Source organism: Arthrobacter arabinosi, assembly GCF_054511115.1.
Map to the genome: position 1 here is coordinate 240,342 of NZ_JBTNDF010000004.1, position 17,424 is coordinate 257,765.

General features: G+C 70.4%; 17 protein-coding genes and 1 tRNA gene. 11 read left to right on the plus strand and 7 right to left on the minus strand.

Going from position 1 to position 17,424, the window contains the following annotated elements; translation table 11 throughout:
• Nucleotides 1-29: 29 nt before the first annotated feature.
• Nucleotides 30-1,046 (minus strand): iron-sulfur binding domain-containing protein, encoded by a 1,017-nt coding sequence (locus ACX80P_RS12540; RefSeq protein ID WP_459278433.1) that lies wholly within the window; start codon nt 1,044-1,046, stop codon nt 30-32.
• An 82-nt stretch (nt 1,047-1,128) separates the two neighbouring features.
• Between ACX80P_RS12540 and ACX80P_RS12545 the strand changes: the two genes are divergently transcribed.
• A complete protein-coding gene (locus ACX80P_RS12545) occupies nt 1,129-1,848 on the plus strand; it encodes a hypothetical protein (protein WP_459278434.1) in 720 nt (239 codons plus the stop codon).
• 34 nt (nt 1,849-1,882) lie between these two features.
• Here the strand turns inward: ACX80P_RS12545 and disA are convergent, their stop codons facing one another.
• The 3 genes from disA to ACX80P_RS12560 all read right to left on the minus strand — a co-directional run bounded on the left by disA (nt 1,883) and on the right by ACX80P_RS12560 (nt 5,730).
• Entirely contained in the window at nt 1,883-2,959 is a 1,077-nt protein-coding gene (disA, locus tag ACX80P_RS12550) for a DNA integrity scanning diadenylate cyclase DisA (RefSeq protein ID WP_459278435.1), read from the minus strand.
• A 204-nt stretch (nt 2,960-3,163) separates the two neighbouring features.
• Nucleotides 3,164-4,549, minus strand: coding sequence for a DNA repair protein RadA (gene radA, locus ACX80P_RS12555; RefSeq protein WP_459278436.1), 1,386 nt, complete (start codon nt 4,547-4,549; stop codon nt 3,164-3,166).
• Nucleotides 4,550-4,602: 53 nt separating this feature from the next.
• The gene (locus tag ACX80P_RS12560; protein WP_459278437.1) at nt 4,603-5,730 is read right to left on the minus strand and encodes an FUSC family protein; all 1,128 of its coding nucleotides are present in this window, start codon (nt 5,728-5,730) and stop codon (nt 4,603-4,605) included.
• Nucleotides 5,731-5,962: 232 nt separating this feature from the next.
• Between ACX80P_RS12560 and pstS the strand changes: the two genes are divergently transcribed.
• From pstS to pstB, 4 genes are all read left to right on the plus strand, one after another.
• On the plus strand, nt 5,963-7,081 hold the full coding sequence (gene pstS, locus ACX80P_RS12565) for a phosphate ABC transporter substrate-binding protein PstS (protein WP_459278438.1): 1,119 nt from the start codon (nt 5,963-5,965) through the stop codon (nt 7,079-7,081).
• Nucleotides 7,082-7,224: 143 nt separating this feature from the next.
• Nucleotides 7,225-8,157 carry a phosphate ABC transporter permease subunit PstC gene (pstC, locus tag ACX80P_RS12570; protein WP_459278439.1) on the plus strand — a complete coding sequence of 311 codons (933 nt, stop codon included), beginning with the start codon at nt 7,225-7,227 and terminating at the stop codon, nt 8,155-8,157.
• On the plus strand, nt 8,158-9,264 hold the full coding sequence (gene pstA, locus ACX80P_RS12575; protein ID WP_459278440.1) for a phosphate ABC transporter permease PstA: 1,107 nt from the start codon (nt 8,158-8,160) through the stop codon (nt 9,262-9,264). It abuts the gene before it with no gap.
• A gap of 29 nt (nt 9,265-9,293) precedes the next feature.
• On the plus strand, nt 9,294-10,073 hold the full coding sequence (pstB, locus tag ACX80P_RS12580; RefSeq protein WP_459278441.1) for a phosphate ABC transporter ATP-binding protein PstB: 780 nt from the start codon (nt 9,294-9,296) through the stop codon (nt 10,071-10,073).
• Nucleotides 10,074-10,208: 135 nt separating this feature from the next.
• Here the strand turns inward: pstB and ACX80P_RS12585 are convergent, their stop codons facing one another.
• The 3 genes from ACX80P_RS12585 to ACX80P_RS12595 form a co-directional block, all read right to left on the minus strand.
• A complete protein-coding gene (locus ACX80P_RS12585; RefSeq protein WP_459278442.1) occupies nt 10,209-11,219 on the minus strand; it encodes an inorganic phosphate transporter in 1,011 nt (336 codons plus the stop codon).
• Nucleotides 11,220-11,837 carry a DUF47 domain-containing protein gene (locus ACX80P_RS12590; protein ID WP_459278443.1) on the minus strand — a complete coding sequence of 206 codons (618 nt, stop codon included), beginning with the start codon at nt 11,835-11,837 and terminating at the stop codon, nt 11,220-11,222.
• A 214-nt stretch (nt 11,838-12,051) separates the two neighbouring features.
• A complete protein-coding gene (locus ACX80P_RS12595) occupies nt 12,052-12,699 on the minus strand; it encodes a hypothetical protein (RefSeq protein WP_459278444.1) in 648 nt (215 codons plus the stop codon).
• Between the two features lie 142 nt (nt 12,700-12,841).
• Here ACX80P_RS12595 and ACX80P_RS12600 point away from each other — a divergent pair.
• From ACX80P_RS12600 to ACX80P_RS12625, 6 genes are all read left to right on the plus strand, one after another.
• A tRNA-Lys gene (locus ACX80P_RS12600) sits at nt 12,842-12,918 on the plus strand.
• Between the two features lie 277 nt (nt 12,919-13,195).
• On the plus strand, nt 13,196-13,816 hold the full coding sequence (locus ACX80P_RS12605) for a hypothetical protein (RefSeq protein WP_459278445.1): 621 nt from the start codon (nt 13,196-13,198) through the stop codon (nt 13,814-13,816).
• A gap of 123 nt (nt 13,817-13,939) precedes the next feature.
• Entirely contained in the window at nt 13,940-15,211 is a 1,272-nt protein-coding gene (locus tag ACX80P_RS12610) for an endonuclease/exonuclease/phosphatase family protein (protein WP_459278446.1), read from the plus strand.
• 244 nt (nt 15,212-15,455) lie between these two features.
• Nucleotides 15,456-15,689 carry a hypothetical protein gene (locus ACX80P_RS12615; protein ID WP_459278447.1) on the plus strand — a complete coding sequence of 78 codons (234 nt, stop codon included), beginning with the start codon at nt 15,456-15,458 and terminating at the stop codon, nt 15,687-15,689.
• A gap of 144 nt (nt 15,690-15,833) precedes the next feature.
• Nucleotides 15,834-16,571 carry a helix-turn-helix domain-containing protein gene (locus ACX80P_RS12620; RefSeq protein ID WP_459278448.1) on the plus strand — a complete coding sequence of 246 codons (738 nt, stop codon included), beginning with the start codon at nt 15,834-15,836 and terminating at the stop codon, nt 16,569-16,571.
• Nucleotides 16,572-16,576: 5 nt separating this feature from the next.
• A complete protein-coding gene (locus tag ACX80P_RS12625) occupies nt 16,577-17,290 on the plus strand; it encodes a hypothetical protein (RefSeq protein ID WP_459278449.1) in 714 nt (237 codons plus the stop codon).
• The last annotated feature ends 134 nt before the right edge of the window (nt 17,291-17,424 follow it).

Here is a 17,424-nt window from a genome sequence, read left to right on the forward strand (position 1 = left end):
CCGGGCCTCCCGCGAGCGATGGGATCGGCTCAGCCCGGCAGGCGGACGCCGTCGCCGCGTTCCTCGGCGAGGCCGTCGGCGAGGAGGCCTGCGAGGGCGCGTTCGAGCTGCTCGGCCGGTGCCCGCAGGCCGTGCAGCCGTGCGAGGGGTTCCGGCAGGACCGCCGCGGGACCGGGGGGTCCGGCCGGGGAGCCCATGCCGAGGTCCACGGGTGCCTCCAGGAGGAGGGACCGCGGGACGGGCAGTTCGGTGTGACGCAGCACGGCGACGATCGCGCCGCGCACCTGCCGGTCCGTCCCTGCCCAGGCCTGGCCCTTCGGTACGTACTCCGGAGCGGGCCTGCCCGCGGCCACCCAGGCGCACGCGTCGAGGACGGGGCAGGCGTCGCACTGCGGGGACCGCGCGGTGCAGATCACGGCCCCGAGTTCCATCACGGCGGCGTTCCAGCGGACGGAGAGCGCCTCGTCGTCGGGCAGGAGTGCCACGGCGCGCTTCGTCTCCGCGGCCGTCAGGGTGGGGGCGGGCAGGGCGCTCCCGCCGACGAGGCGGGCGTGGACCCGGCGGATGTTCGTGTCGACCACCGTCTCGCGCCGCCCGAAGGCGAAGGCCGCGACCGCGGCGGCCGTGTAGGTGCCCACCCCGGGCAACGCCAGGAGTTCGTCGTAGGTCGCCGGGACCGCGCCGCCGTGCCGGGCGAGCATGGCGGTGGCAGCGGAGTGGAGGCGCAGGGCCCGCCGGGGGTAGCCGAGGCGCCCCCAGTGCCGGACGGCGCTGCCGGGAGGTTCCGCTGCGAGGTCGGCCGGGGAGGGCCAGCGCTCGAGCCACTCCTGCCAGACCGGGAGCACCCGGACCACCGGGGTCTGCTGCAGCATCACCTCGCTGACGAGGATCCCCCACGGGGAGCAGCGGGGGTCCCGCCACGGAAGATCGCGCGCCGATCCCGTGAACCAGTCCGTCACCCGGCGGTGCAGTCCGGCCAGGGACGCGGCGTCCGGGTCGTCCGTCGGTCGAGGGGGACCGGGCGGTGTCGCGGTGCCGGGGTTCATGGGTGCTCCTGGGTCATGGTCGTGAATACTCTATCCACCGGCGGGGTGCGCGGAAGAACGGACGACCCCCTAGCCTTGATGGATGGCATCGGCGAACAGGAACGGCACGGGCGGACCGACCGGCCGCGGGCGGAGGCCCGGCCCCGGCGTGTACCGGCGGCGCCGCCTGGCGGCCGTCCTGGTGCTCCTCGTCGTGGCGGCGCTCGCCGTCGGGGGCGCTGCCGTGGCGGGGCTCTTCGGGGGACAGGGCGACGCCACCGAGCCGGGCGGCTCGACGTCCTCGGTGACCGCCCCGCCCTATTCCGCCGGCCGGACGCCCCCGAGCGCCGGCGCGGCTCCGTCCACCGCGTCCGCGTCTCCGCGGACCACCCCCGCTCCGAGCCCGAACGCGACGACCACGGGGAGCCCGTCGTCGGGCAGGTGTCCCTCCGCTGCCGTGACGGTCGCCGCCGCTACTGACAAGGGGACCTACGGGCCGGGGGAGAACCCGGTCCTGTCCCTCGTGATCCGCAATGGGGGGACGACGGCGTGCACGGCGAACGTGGGCAGCTCACAGATGGAGTTCGTCCTGACCCGGGGCGGTGAACGCGTGTTCTCGTCCGTCGACTGCCAGGGATCCCCGAAGGATCTCGACCGCACCCTCCAGCCCGGCGGTGAGGAACGGGCGACGCTCGAGTGGACACGGAACCGCACGGTCCCCGGCTGCGCCGGCGGGGGTGAGGAGCCGCCGAGCGGGAGCTACGTCCTGACGACGCGGCTCGGCGCCGGCAGCAGCGCCCCGGTGACCTTCACGCTCCGGTAGGGCGTCCCGGAGGTCGCCTCCATGGAAGGGTCGGCTACATGAAGCGGTCGAGGAGGCTCGTCTCGGCGATACGCGACAGCCCCTCGCGGACGGTCCGCGCGCGCTGCTCGCCGATGCCGTCCACCGCCATGAGGTCCTCGATGTTGGCGGCCATGAGGTTCTGCAGTCCGTCGAAGTGCTCCACCAGGCGTTTCGCCACGGCCGGCGGCATGGCCTTGATGCCGGACAGCAGGCGGTAGCCCTTCGGCTGGATGACCGCCTCCAGCGAGTCCACCGAGGGGTTGAAGCCCAGCACGCTGGCGATGGTGCCCAGGTCGATGAGGTCCGTCGAGCTGAATCCCTGCAGCGTCGCCACGCGCTCCTCGACCGGCGCCGTGCTGCTGCCGAGGTCCATGTAGTCCCGCAGCACCATCTCGCTGCCCGGGCCGAGACCCGTGGTGAGTTCCTCCACCTGCAGCGAGAGCAGGCGGCCGTCGACGCCGAGTTCGAGCACGTACTGCGAGATCTCCTCGGAGATCCTTCGCACCATCTCCTGGCGTTGCAGGGTGACGGCGACGTCACGCACCGTGACCATGGCCTCGATCTCGAGGGCGGACAGCGAGTTGGTGACCTGGTCGAGCCGTGCGCGGTACCGCTCGAGGGTGGCCAGCGCCTGATTGGCGCGGGCGAGTACGGGCTCGGAGCCCTCGAGGACGTGCCGCAGATCGTCGATGTACAGGGCGATGATCTGCATGGACTGGCTGACGCTGATCACGGGCAGGCCGGTCTGCTTCGCGACCCGCTCCGCGGTGCGATGGCGCGTCCCGGATTCCTGTGTCTCGATGGTGTGGTCGGGGACGAGCTGCACCGCGGCGCGGAGGATCTTGCTCGCATCCTTGTCGCAGACGATCGCGCCGTCCATCTTCGCGAGTTCGCGCAGGCCTGTCGGGGAGAACTCGATGCCGATGTCGAACCCGCCCGAGCAGATGGAGTCCACGGTACGGTCGAAGCCCAGGACGATCAGCGCGCCCGTCCGTCCCCTCAGGATCCGCTCAAGACCGTCGCGCAGCTGCGTTCCCGGGGCTACTCTGGCGAGGGTGGCTTTGAGCGAGTCCTCGGGACTACGAACCATGGGCCTATCCTTTCACCGCCCGCGCGCTTGGAAGCCCGGCGCAGTCGGGCGGTCGCCGTCAAGCCTCGGGCGGCGAGCAGCGGCGTCGGACGTAACGCCCGAGCCGATCACCATACTACTGGCGCGCGCGGAATCCTCCGCGCCGGTCGCGGTCGCACCTCCGTCACACTCCCGGACATCCTGTGTCCGGGCCCGCGGGGTGCGTCAGAACAGCAGCGCCAGTGCCTCCGCGAGCGTGGAGACCTCCCGCACGGAGAAGCCCTTCGGCACCGGTCCCGTCCCGGCCGGCGAGGCCGGGACGATCGCGTGCGTGAAGCCGAGGCGCTGCGCTTCCTGGATGCGACGGCCGATGCCCGGCACCGGGCGGACCTCGCCGGCGAGGCCCACCTCCCCGAACGCCACGAGCCGCGCGGCCAGCGGCTGGTCCGTCTTCGCGGAGGCGATCGCCAGCGCGACGGCGAGATCTGTCGCGGGCTCGCTCAGCCGGACCCCGCCGACCGTCGCGACGTAGCTGTCGTCCTTGTGCAGGCTGACCGACGCGCGGCTCTGCAGCACGGCCAGCAGCATCGCCACACGGGAGCTGTCCAGACCGCTGGTGGCGCGCCGCGGCTGGGCGTTCGGTGACTCGGCGAGCAGGGCCTGGACCTCCGCGAGCAGGGGGCGCCGGCCCTCCAGGGTGACCGTGATGCACGTCCCGGACACCGGATCCTTGGCGCGGGACACGAACAGGCCGCTCGGGTCGGCCAGTCCCTCGATGCCCCCGTCCGTCAGGTCGAAGCAGCCCACCTCGTCCGTGGGCCCGTACCGGTTCTTCACCGCGCGCAGGAGGCGCAGCCGTGAGTGGCGTTCGCCCTCGAACTGGCAGACGACGTCGACGAGGTGTTCGAGGAGCCTCGGCCCGGCGATGGAGCCGTCCTTGGTGACGTGCCCCACGAGCAGCGTGGTCATGCCCCGCGCCTTCGCGACCGAGATCAGCGACGCCGCGACTTCCCGCACCTGCGTGACCCCGCCGGCGCTGCCGTCCACCGCCGCGCTGCTGAGGGTCTGCACGGAGTCGACGACGAGCAGCGCGGGGTCGACCTTCTCCACCTGGCCGAGCGCCTGGCCGAGGTCCGTCTCCGCGCTCAGGTACAGCGAGTCGGCGACGGCGTCGATCCGGTCCGCCCGCAGCCTCACCTGGGCGGCCGATTCCTCGCCCGTCACGTAGAGCACGTTCCGGCCGAGCCGGGCGACCCGCGCCGCGACGTCGAGGAGGAGGGTCGACTTGCCGACGCCGGGCTCGCCGGCGAGGAGGATCACGGCGCCGGGAACCAGTCCGCCGCCGAGGACGCGATCGAGCTCGTCGATCTTCGTGGGCTGGAAGCCGGAGAGCGTCGCGTCGACGTCGGCGATCCGCCGGGCGGGCGTCGTGACCGCCGTGGCGGCCGTGGTGCGCGCGACGACCTGCCCGGTCTCCTCGACCGTGCCCCAGGCCTGGCACTCGCCGCAGCGCCCCACCCACTTCGCGGTGGTCCACCCGCATTCGGCGCAACGGTAGCTCGGGGCGTTGGTGCGGCCGGCGCGGGCGGCGGGAGAGGTCTTCGTGGCCATTGCTTCAGGCTACCGGCGGCCACCGACAGAGTCGGCCCCACCGGCCGCGTGGTTCAGAGGCTCGGCAGGTAGCCGGAAGCGTCCTCGTGCGAGAGACCCGTCGCCTCCAGGAGGTCCACGACGAGTGGCCGCAGGAGCAGGACGAGCCCCTCACCCTCGAGGCGGCTGATGTGCAGGCGCGCCGGATGGAGATCGGTCGCGACGGCGGCGAGGTCGTTGCGTGCCTGCCGGAGGTTGAGCCGCCGCTCGGCGGCGTCGGCGGCGGACAGCGCCCGGCTGAGGACGTCGACGGCGTCGGCCGTGTCCTCGAGGGACTGGCCGAGGCTCTCGATCGCCTCGTCGGTCAGGGCTGCGTGGTTGATGGCGGAGGACAGGCGCCGCGAGAAGACCCTGCTGTTGCGGATGGCGAGGTCGATCGAGCCGATGGCGCTGCGCAGGGATCCCAGCTCGTCGCGGTGTCGCCGGTAGGCGGGGGAGATGCGCGCCACCTCCTGCGCGGCCTTCATGCTGCCGGTCAGGGTGTCGAGCTGCGCCTGGCAGTTCCGGGCCCTGACCAGGGCGTGCCACGCCAGGGTCGAATCGCTCTTCCTGAGCGCCGCCGCGCACTCACGCAGGACACCCGACAGCTCATCCAGCAGACCCCGCACGTTCGTCTTGGGTTCCCGGCGCGGGTCGCGGGGGAGCAGCATGGTGATGGCCAGCGCGAACAGCCCGCCGACGATCGCATCCACGCTCCGGGTGAACGGGCCGCCCTCCGGTGCCGGGAGCAGCACCACCAGCAGTGACTGCAACCCGAGCTGGGTGGTGAAGATGGTGCCGCTGTCGAGGAAGCGGGCGAGCAGGATCGAGATGAACAGCACGACGGCGGCCTGCCAGATCCCCGTCCCGAAGAAGGTGAGCAGGAGGTCACCCACCGAGATGCCGAGGGTGCAGCCGATGGCCACCTCCAGGACGCGCCGCAGGCGCGGATCACGCGAGAAGCCGAGCGAGATCATCGACGACGTCGCGGCGAACAGCGGACCGTTGTGGCCCAGGACCTGCTCGGCGAAGGCATACGCGCCGACGGCGCAGACGGTCATCTGCAGGGCGGTGACCACGGAGTTGGAACTGCGCTTGAAGCCGATCCGCGAGCGCTTGCGCAGGAAAGCCAGCGTGGTGGACACTCCCTGGCGCGGCGGCATGGACCCAGTCTAGGAGGTGCACCACGGGCCGGGACGCCGTCGCATCGGCCGCGGCTCGGCCACGGCCGAGCGGGCCGCCGGACGATGGACCGGCGCTGTTCACCTTCCGTTAATGTTCCTTGGTCAGTCTCTTCACCTGCACTGCCTAGCGTCGACGGTGTACAGGAACGCGTACGTCTCTCGAGCGCCGTCCGCGCATCGATGAATACCTCCCTGGAAGGGGCACAATTCCGTGAAGGCTCTTCACTTCGGCCGCGCTGCGGCAGTCATCTCCGTTGCCGCGCTGGCGCTGACCGCATGTGGTTCCGACAACGCGACGGGCGAGCCCGCCGCCGAAGGGCCCGCGTCCTCCGCCGCAGGCACCGCCGTGACCGGCACCCTGACCGGTATCGGATCGTCCGCCCAGAACTCGGCGATGGAGGCCTGGAAGACCGGGTTCGAGTCCGCCAACGACGGCGCCATGGTGCAGTACTCCCCGGACGGGTCGGGTGCGGGACGCAAGGCCTTCCTGAGCGGCGGTGCCCAGTTCGCCGGCTCGGACGCCTTCCTCAAGGACGAGGAGATGACCGAGGCCACCGAGGTCTGCGGTCCCGATGGCGCCATCAACGTCCCGGTCTACATCTCGCCGATCGCGATCGCGTTCAACCTCGAGGGCGTCACCGAGCTGAACCTCGACGCGCCGACCATCGCGAAGATCTTCAAGAAGGAGATCACCACCTGGAACGATCCCGCGATCGCCTCCCAGAACGAGGGCGTCGAACTCCCCGACACCCCCATCACCGTCGTCCACCGGTCGGACGACTCGGGCACCACCGAGAACTTCGTCGAGTACCTCGCCGGCGCCGCTCCTGAGGACTGGACGTACGAGCCCGACGGCGCCTGGCCCGCCGATCTGCAGTCCGAGAACGCCAAGGGCACCTCCGGCGTCGTGCAGACGGTCACCTCGACCGACGGCGCCATCACCTACGCCGACGCCTCAGCCGTCGGCGACCTCGGCAAGGCCAAGGTCAAGGTCGGCGAGGAATACGCCGAGATCAGCGCCGAGGCCGCAGCCAAGGCCGTCGAGGTCGCCACTCCCGTCGAGGGCCGTTCCGAGTCCGATCTGTCCCTCGAGCTCCAGCGCGACACCACCGAGTCCGGTACCTACCCCGTCGTCCTCGTCAGCTACCACATCTACTGCGCTTCCTACGACAGCCAGGAGACCGTCGACCTCGTGAAGGCGTTCGGCACCTACGTCGTCAGCGAGGAAGGCCAGGCGGAGGCCGAGGGGTCCGCAGGCAACGCGCCGCTGTCGGCCAGCCTCAGCGAGAAGGCCAAGGCGGCCATCGACTCCATCAAGGTCGCCTCCTAGCAAGGGCCCCCGGTCCCGTCTGGTCTAATGGAGACCGGGCGGGACCGTCCGCCGTTCACGGCTGGAATCAGCAGTGACCTTCCCTCCCCGGCCCGCACCAGGGCCGTCACTGCATTCGAAACGACCGCCTGGAAGGCAAAGACGTGTCAACCAATTTGCTGCAAGCGCCGACCGACAGAGGCCGCGCAGGCGACAGGATCTTCTCCGGGATATCCCTCGCCGCCGGCATCCTGATCCTCGCAGTGCTCTTCAGCGTCGCGATGTTCCTTCTCGTGCAGGCTGCCCCCACGTTCACCGCTGATCCCGCCGAGATCACCGGCGGCAAGGGCTTCGCCGCCTACATCCTGCCGATCGTCATCGGCACCGTCGTCGCCGCGATCATCGCCCTGGTCATCGCGACACCCGTCGGGATCGCCGTCGCCCTTTTCATCTCGCATTACGCGCCGCGTCGGCTTGCCCGGGCGTTCGGTTACGTGATCGATCTGCTGGCTGCCATCCCCTCCGTCATCTACGGCGCTTGGGGGTACATCGTCCTCGCACCGCAGCTCGCCAAGGTCTATACCTGGCTGGCGGAGAATCTCGGCTGGATCCCGATCTTCACCGGTCCGGCCAGCCAGACCGGCAAGACCATGCTCACGGCGGGCATCGTCCTGTCCGTCATGGTCATCCCGATCATCACCTCGCTCAGCCGGGAGATCTTCCTGCAGACACCGAACCTGCACGAGGAGGCGGCGCTCGCCATGGGCGCCACCCGCTGGGAGATGGTCCGCATGGCGGTGCTCCCGTTCGCCCGTCCCGGCATCATCAGCGCGACCATGCTCGGCCTCGGCCGAGCACTGGGGGAGACGATGGCGGTGGCCCTGGTGCTCTCTCCGGGCGCTCTCGTGGCGAGCCTCGTGAAGACGGGCAACCAGACCATCGCCGCCGAGATCGCCCTGAACTTCCCGGAGGCCTTCGGCCTGCGCCTCAACGAACTGATCGCCGCGGGCCTCGTGCTGTTCGTGATCACGCTGATCGTCAACATGATCGCCCGTTTCATCATCACCCGGCACAAAGAATTCTCGGGAGCTAACTAGATGGCAGCGAACCAGACGCTCCAGCGTCGCCAGTCCCAGCTCACCCGGGGCCACCTGCCGTCCTACGCCCTGTGGGTCGTCCTCGCGGCGTCCGTCGTGCTCGGTGCGGCGCTGTCCGCCCTGGTCGGGTTCAGCGTCGTCGGCTGGGCACTCATCTCGGCCGTCGTCTTCGTCATCGCCGCCACCCTCGTCACCGCGGTCGGCGAGGGCGAGCGCAGGGCGAAGGACAGGCTCGTCACGTTCCTCGTGTACGGGGCGTTCCTCCTCGCCCTGGTCCCCCTGATCTCGGTGCTCTGGACCGTCCTCGAGCGGGGGGTCCCCGGGCTCAGCTACAACTTCCTCTTCACCTCGATGAACGGCATGACGGGGTCGATCGACAACCAGGCGGTCGAGAACGGCACGCCCGTCCTCGGCGGCGCCTACCACGCGGTGCTCGGCACGCTGCAGATCACCCTGTGGGCCACGCTCATCTCCGTGCCCATCGGACTGCTCACCGCCGTCTACCTCGTCGAGTACGGGGCGGGCAAGAGTCTCACGAAGGCCATCACGTTCTTCGTGGACGTCATGACCGGCATCCCCTCGATCGTCGCGGGGCTCTTCGCCGCCGCCCTGTTCTCGCTCCTCTTCGGGCCGGGCACCCGGACCGGGTTCGTGGCCGCCGTCGCCCTCTCCGTCCTCATGATCCCCGTGGTGGTCCGCTCCACCGAGGAGATGCTGAAGATCGTGCCCAACGAACTCCGCGAGGCCTCCTACGCACTGGGTGTCCGCAAGTGGCGCACCATCACGCGGGTGGTCATCCCGACGGCGATCTCCGGTATCGCCTCTGGCGTAACCCTGTCGATCGCGCGGGTCATCGGCGAGACCGCGCCTATCCTTGTGACGGCAGGATTCGCGAGCTCCATCAACATGAACGTCTTCAGTGGGTGGATGAGCACGCTGCCCACCTTCATCTACTACCAGATCCTGACCCCGACCTCGCCCACGTCGCCGGATCCGAGCGTCCAGCGCGCCTGGGCCGCAGCGCTCCTGCTGATCCTGATGGTGATGCTGCTGAACCTGGTCGCGCGTTTCGTCGCCCGCATGTTCGCCCCCAAGACCAGCCGCTGACCGCTCGCGGACACGACCCGAAGGAACCCATGTCCAATCGCATCGACGTCAAGGACCTGAACGTCTACTACGGCAAGTTCCTCGCCGTGGAGGACGTCAACATCAACATCGAAGCCCGTTCGGTGACGGCGTTCATCGGTCCCTCGGGCTGCGGCAAGTCCACCTTCCTGCGCACCCTCAACCGCATGCACGAGGTCATCCCCGGCGCGCGCGTCGAGGGCGAGGTACTGCTCGACGGCGACAACCTGTACGACTCGGCCGTGGACCCGGTCACGGTGCGCGGACGGATCGGCATGGTGTTCCAGCGGCCCAACCCGTTCCCCACCATGTCCATCCGCGACAACGTCCTCGCGGGCGTCAAGCTCAACAACAAGCGCATCAGCAAGTCCGACGCCGACGCCCTCGTGGAGAAGTCACTGCGCGGCGCCAACCTGTGGAACGAGGTCAAGGACCGCCTCGCGCGCCCCGGGTCCGGCCTCTCCGGCGGGCAGCAGCAGCGCCTCTGCATCGCGCGGGCCATCGCCGTGTCGCCGCAGGTGATCCTGATGGACGAGCCCTGCTCCGCCCTGGACCCCATCTCCACGCTGGCCATCGAGGACCTCATCAACGAGCTCAAGGCCGAGTACACCGTGGCGATCGTCACCCACAACATGCAGCAGGCGGCGCGCGTGTCCGACAAGACGGCGTTCTTCAACATCGCCGGAACGGGCAAGCCCGGCAAGCTCATCGAGTACGGCGAGACCACCACCATCTTCAACAACCCTGCCGTCAAGGCCACCGAGGACTACGTCTCCGGCCGCTTCGGGTAGGCGGACGGCGGCACTGCGGCACGACGACGGCGGCTCCCGAGGGGGCCGCCGTCGTCGTGTGCACGGAGCCGGGGTCGGCGGCGTCGCGCCCGAGGACGGGCCCGCCCGCAGTCGTCCGCCCCGGAACGGGAGGGGTCACAGGAGGGGGCTGAGCGCCAGGAAGAAGACGGCCCCCACGAAGGCGGTGGCCGGGGCGGTCGCGAGCCAGACGGCGAGGATCCGGACCGCCCGGGGGCGCTGGACGGAGGTGAACCGCTGGTTGGCGCCGGCGCCGACGATCGCCGACGTCATCGTGTGCGTGCTCGACAGCGGGATGTGCAGCGAGATCGCGCCGACGAACAGCATCGCCGAACTCACGCCCTGCGCCGTCATGCCGCGCAGCGGGTCGATGTGCACCAGACGGTTGCCGAGGGTGTGGGCGATGCGCCAACCGCCGAAGAGGGACCCCGTCGCCAGGAGCACGGCCGCGAACAGCTGGACCCACAGCGGCATCTCGGAGCCTGCCGCGTAGCCGGAGCCGACGAGGGCCAGCAGGATGACCGCCATGGTCCGCTGCCCGTCCTGGAGCCCGTGCCCCAGCGCGAACGCCCCCGCGAGGACCGACTGCGCCATCCGGTTCCCGCTGTTCACCCGTGCCGGGGACCCGTGCCGCAGCAGCCACGTGGCCGGGAAGACCGCTGCGTAGGCGAGGAGGTAGGCGACGACGGGCGAGAGCAGGAGGGGCACCACGATCTGCAGCAGGAGTGCCTCGCCCGCCCCGCTCATCGCGGGCCCGTTCGTCAGCCGTGACGCGACGCCCGCACCGAGGATCCCGCCGAGCAGCGCATGGGTCGACGACGACGGCATGCCGCGGTACCAGGTCACCACACCCCACAGGCCGGCGGCGAGCAGCGCCGCCAGGAGGATCCCCAGCCCTCTCGGTCCGGAAGGAAGGCCGATGGCGGCTTCCGTGAAGAACAGGGCCAGTGCGGTGCTGAGCAGGGCCCCGACGAAGTTGAAGAGGGCCGCGAGCAGGACGGCGATCGAGGGCGTGAGCGCGCGCGTACGCACCGCGGCGGACACCGAGTTGGAGACGTCGTGGAAGCCGTTGAGGAAGGCGAACCCGCCTGCGGCGACGACCACCACGCCGAGGAGGAACGGCTCCACCTACGATTCCTTGACGAGGATGCTGCCCACCTGGGTCGCCACCCGCCGGATGTCCTTGGTGACATCGACGAGCTGGTTGGCGACATCGCGGTGCCGCGCGTAGACGAGCGGCTTGTGGTCATCGAGGAGCTCTGCGCACCAGTTGCGGTGCGTCCGCTCGGCCCGCCTGGCCAGCCGCAGGATCTCGATCCAGTACTCCTCGAGGTCGTCCATGGAGTCCAGACGCTGCATGGCGAGAGCCGTCAGTTCGGCCTGCCGGTTGATCACCTCGAGCTGGTCCGCCGCCCGTGGGCTCAGCTTGCTCAGCTTGTACAGGGCGATCAGCTCGCCGGCGCCGTCGAGCTTCTCGATCGCCTCGTTGAGCAGGCGGGACAGGACGTACAGGTCCTCGCGGGGCAGCGGGTTGATGAAGGACGTCCGCATGGACGTCAGGAGGGCGAAGTGCAGGTCCGTCGACATCGACTCGTGCTGGTGGAGCTCCTCCGACAGGCGGTCGTACTCCTGGGTCGAGGCGCCGAGGATGGCGGACATGGTCCCGACGCCCAGGACGAGCTGCTGGGCCATACGGGAGAGGAGTTCGAGCCCGGCGTTCTCCTGCGGGAAGAGGCGTAGTTTCACGGAGTCTTCCTCAAGGGACACAGGACGGTCAGCGGGCGGCGATGGCCGCGCTGCATACGGGAGGGCAGAGTAGTGGCGTCGAACCGGGAGCGCCTCTCGGCGGAAGGCCGCTCGAAGCGGCTGAGTGTTGAAGCCCGGGGGTTCCACGGTCCGACGCCGACTTAAGTCTTGCCGTCCCCGGAGCCGCTGTCAACATCGGCGCCGGCCGACGCCGTCAGTCGAGATCCCCTCGACGCCAGGACGCTGCGGCGTGCTCGAGATCCTCGGCCGTCTTGATGAGCTGATTCGAATTGCGGGTCAGTCTCGTCGCGCGGGAACCGTTGCCGGCCTCGGCGTCGTCGGCGTGGTTCGCCTGGCCGAGCGCGACGACGCGGCAGAACGCGGCGAAGCGCTCGAGGGCGACGTCGAACTCGCCCTCGAACGCCCCGGACAGGATGGTGTCGGCCATCGTGGCCATCTCCAGGGCGCCCGGCGGCTCGGCGACGCCGGCCACGACCTTCGAGACCTGCGCGGCCTCCTTGCCCGAGGCGAAGTACGCCGCCATGCGCGCGGGGTTCTGCTGCGTGGCCGCGCGGAGGGCGTAGAGGCGCCACAGTGCGCCGGGCAGGGACCGCGGCGGGCTCTCGGCCCACATCTCGGCGATCGCGTCCAGCCCCTGCTGGTCGGCGAGTTCGACGAGTCGGCGCGTCACGTCCGGATCCTCGGAATCGCGCCCGTGGTGGACCAGGGCGTGGGCTGCCATGTGTGCTGCCTCGGACACCCTCGACGGATCGATTCCCCCCGCGAAGACCTCGAAGTCCGCGGGGGCGAATGGCTTCGGCTTGTGGGGCCGCGGGCTCTTGTTCGTGTATTCGCCGTCCATGGAACGAGGATACTCCTGGGCGATTTCCGGCCGGAAGGAGGGAGGCCCGGGGCAGTCCTCCGGGCACTGACGATTGCGATAAAGTAGGCGGGTCGGCGCCCGACGGCGGCATCCACGGATGCGGCGTCCGGTCGCGCGGCGTGGGCCCTTAGCTCAGTTGGCTAGAGCAACGGACTTTTAATCCGTGGGTCGAGGGTTCGAGCCCCTCAGGGCCCACCAGCAGGAGAGGACCCCGGCGCGGCCGGGGTCCTCCTTTGCGTTCCGGGGTCCACGCGGACACCTCGTGGACCACGAAGACGGCGAGGGTGACTGGATGAGCGGCCCGGCCGGCCCTGGAACAGGCCTGTCACGGCCGGACACCGCACGATCCCTGGTGGCCGGGAGGTCGCACCGGAATCGGGGATTGACTCGGGCCGTCCGCTCGTTTGCACTGGTAGGACGTAGTGCACGGTCGGCGCGCCGGGAGGCCTCGCCGGGCCGCAGCGGAGAGGGATTCATGGACGCCGTCGCCCTGATGGGTAGCCTGGTCGCCTGCGCCGTCATGGCGGGTACCGCCGTCCTGACGGCGTGGCGCATCGATGCCACCTCCCGGCGGGGCGGTGAGGCGGACGACCACTTCTGGCTCGCCTTCGGCGGCGCGGTGGTCATCACCGGTGCCGGGGTCGTCGCCGGTGCCCTCGGCGCGGCGTGGCTCGCGCTCACGGTCGGCGTCACGTCCGCCACGGCAGCCGTGGCCTGGACCTGGCGCCGGGATGACCTGCGGCGCCGCCGCGCCCGCGAGGCCCTGCAGGCGGCGGCACGGGAGGACCTCCATCGCCGCCACGACGCCGTACTGCGGCGGTGGGCGGACTACGACGTCGATCCGGGCAAGGCCATCCACTACCCGGGCATGCACGAACCCGGGAACCCTGCCGCGCGCGCCGTGGTGCGGGCGGTCCGGGCTGCAGGGGCGGCGCGCGACGCCGTCGCCTCCTCCCCGGACGGCGAGGCCGGGCTCCCGGGCTACGCGTCCGCCGTGGCCCGGCTCGAGGAGGCCTTCGACGCGGCCGAGCGGGACCTCGGCGCCCTCGAGGCCCGACGGTCCGGACGCCACCGGGCCACCCCCGGCCGACCCTGAATCGTTACCTTCCGCCCGGCTCGCAGCCGCTTTCCGCCGTTAGGCTGAAGTTACTGAAGCGAACCACTTGGTGCAGGGCGCAGCCATGAGGCGGCGCCTTCCCCGGACCCGAGGAGGAAAGCGATGCGACTCCCAGCGCGCTGCGCCACCGGTCTCCTGGCCGTCTCGCTCCTCGTCGCACCGGCCCCCCTCGCCGTGGCGGGTCCCGCGGACGACACGCGCGGCGTGCTCCCCGGCAGCGGCCCGGGCAGCCGGCAGGAGGTCCGGTTCGCGACCTACAACGCGAGCCTGAACCGGTCGGTGGCGGGTGGACTGGTCCGGGACCTGGTGACCCCGGGCGATCCCCAGGCGCGGGCGATCGCGGAGGTCCTGCAGACCACCCGTCCGGACGTGGTGCTCCTCAACGAATTCGACTACGTCCCGGGAAACCGTGCGGCCGACCTGTTCAACCGGAACTATCTCTCCATCGGCCAGAACGGCAGGACCCCGCTCGACTACCCCTACGTGTACACGGCGCCGTCCAACACCGGCATGCCCAGCGGACACGACCTCGACAACGACGGCGCGGTGGGTGGACCCGGCGATGCCCGGGGTTTCGGCGCGTTCGAGGGCCAGTACGGCATGGTCGTCTACTCCAGGTACCCGATCCGCACGGAGTCGGTGCGGACCTTCCAGAACTTCCTGTGGAAGGACATGCCCGGCGCGCTCCTTCCCGACAACGCGGCCACGGAAGCCCCCGGCGACTGGTATTCACCGGACGAGCTCGCCGTGCTCCCGTTGTCCAGCAAGTCGCACTGGGATGTGCCCGTGAGCGTGGGCGGGAAGACCGTGCACGTCCTGGCGAGCCACCCCACGCCTCCCGTCTTCGACGGCGCGGAGGACCGCAACGGCAGGCGGAACAGCGACGAGATCCGCTTCTGGTCCGACTACGTCACCGGCGGGCGGGACGCCTCCTACATCTACGACGACGGCGGGACGGCCGGCGGGCTCAAGCGCGGCGAACGCTTCGTGGTGATGGGGGACCAGAACAGCGACCCGCTCGACGGCGACTCCCTGCCCGGATCCATCGACCGGCTGCTCGGGAACCGGCAGGTGCAGGACCCGCTGCCGTCGTCGAACGGAGCCGCCGAAGCCTCGGCGTTCCAGGGCGGCGCGAATGCGGGGCACCGGAGCGACCCCCAGTTCGACACCGCGGACTTCGAGGACCTCACCGCCGGCAACATCCGGGCCGACTACGTCCTCCCGTCCCGTACCCTGCGCGTCACTGCGGCAGGAGTGTTCTGGCCGCGAGCCGGTATGCCCGGATCGGAACTGACCGGGATCTTCCCCTTCCCCACGAGCGACCACCGGCTCGTCTTCGTTGACGTCGCACTGCCGGGCATCCGCCGGCGCTAGGTCGGCCGGGCCGCACCCCTTGTCCGGCCGCTTCGGCCGGGTGTACGGTCGTGGGCATGAGGACACTTCTTTTCCAGTAGTCGGGCCGGCTCCGGCCGAGCTCCGCGCCACTTGTCGATGACACCCTCCAGGGGCGCCCACTGAATCTGTCCGGTCCTCCCGGCGCGTACACCGCGGCTTCTCCGCGTCCTGCGCCCACCTGTCCAGGCACGTTCCGTGGGCCTCCGCACCCGAAAGGAACACCATGACCAGCACACCCCGGAACCACCCGTCCCAGGACGGCGCGCCGGCCGTCGAGACCGGCACGACCCCCGCGGGGGTCCGCGCCCGGAAGCTGCAGGACGACCCCCGAGCGCAGCTCGCGCTGGCGAAGAAGAATCACGCAGCCAGTCCGGCTGCTGCGACCGGGGCCGGCCACGCCAAGGCCGCACACGAGAGCAGCAAGCAGGGAAAGAAGGAGAAGAAGGTCCGCTGGTAGCACGTCGGCGGCGCGCGGCGCTCCGCGGGGCTGCCGCGTGAAATGGAGCTGGCCCCGGGTTCTGCGTATGGGGGAATCGCAGAACTCGGAGCCAGCGATCTCAGTATACTTCGACAGGAGACCGGAAAGTCCAATCGAAAGGTGATGATGGCCGTCACAGCGAAGGCGTTCCAGCTGTGGCGTTCCCAGATCGCTCCTGACGACACCGTGACCGACCTCTGCCGGGTCGCAGGCATCAAGCGCTCCACCCTCGCCCAGCAGCTGGTCCGGGGCAAGGTCTCGGTGTCGACCATCGTGGCCATCGCCCGTGCCTACGGGCTCCCGCCGGTCGATTCGCTGGCCGTCTTCGAGGGCTACCGCGACCTCGCGGACGGCATCCGGACGCCCACCGACGCGGAGTTCGTCAGCCAGGTCTCGCACATCGACATCCTCCGACTGCTCGTGGCCCGGAGCGAGGAGAGGGAATGCGTGGGGACGGACCTTCAGCTGGACCTCGCGCCCTTCCCGCACCGCAACTCGGTGCGGGCGTGGATCGAGGCGATCGACCCGGGTGATCTCAGGCAACAGCTGGCGGCCAGCACGGGCGTCGCCCGCCAGAACCTGTCCGCGCAGCTGACCGCGGGGCGGCTCGCACCCGAGATCGCCGTGGAGGCCGCCAGGATCGCCGGTGTGTCCCTGACCAGCGGGCTGGTGGTCACCGGTGTGCTCGCACCACAGGAAGGGGGCTGGCCCGACGACGGGCGCGCACGAGCCCTGTGTGCGCTCAGCGACCTCGAGCTGGTCATCCTCGCCCGCGACCGGCTCGACGTCCTCGGGAAGCAGATCCGGCGGGCCGAACTCGACGACGGCAAGGACCGTGCCATGTGGGAGAACCTCGGATGAATGTGATGACGATCCAGTGGGTGGCGCTCGGCATGTGCGCGGTCGGCGCCGCGGTGCGGGTCCCGGGACTGCGGGAAGGTCGCGGCCGCACCATGTTCGCGGGGCTCGTGCTGCTCACCTTCGCCGTCGGCCTGTCGATCGATCCGATCTACCTGGCGGTCGACGCCGCCCTGGGCGGGGTCAATATCGCGAACCTCCTGCTGCGCCTGGCCCTGTACGCCGTCTTCGTCCTCTTCGGAATCCGGATGGCGGCCGCCTTCGGCTCCGCCCTGGCCCGCCGGCTGATCGTCGGCCCCTTCGGCCTGGCGATCGTGGCACTGACCGTCGCGGCGACGCTCTACTTCTTCGTCTCGAGCGAGCTCGAGGGGAGCTCGACAGGCCTGCGTGCCTTCGAGGACCAGGACACGGTGCGGCAGTACGCCGCCGTGGGACGCCTCTACCCGGGGTATGTCGCTGCCTGCCTGGTCATCCCTGCGGCGTCAGCAGCCCTCGACCGCCATGCGCGGATCATCCATCGCGTGGCCTGCGCCCTGGTGGCCTCCGGCTTCGCGCTCGTGGTGCTCTTCGTGGGGCTGAGGCTGACGACACTGGACCTGAGGTACTGGGACATCCTCCTGCCGTTCTCGGCCATCCTCCTGACCGTGCTGGGCCTCTCCCTGATCTGGGTGAGCCGCACCCTCGGCAGGAAGAGCGCCACCCCAGCGAACAAGCTCGCCTAGGCGGCGTCACCAATCCGCGCCGAACGCCCTCCCTGCTGGAAAAGTGACGTCATTGTGTCCCCCGGCTGTTCACGTTTCCATGATGGTGTGCAAAAATAATGATTATGTAACTGCCGCTCTCCGTGGGGGGTCAG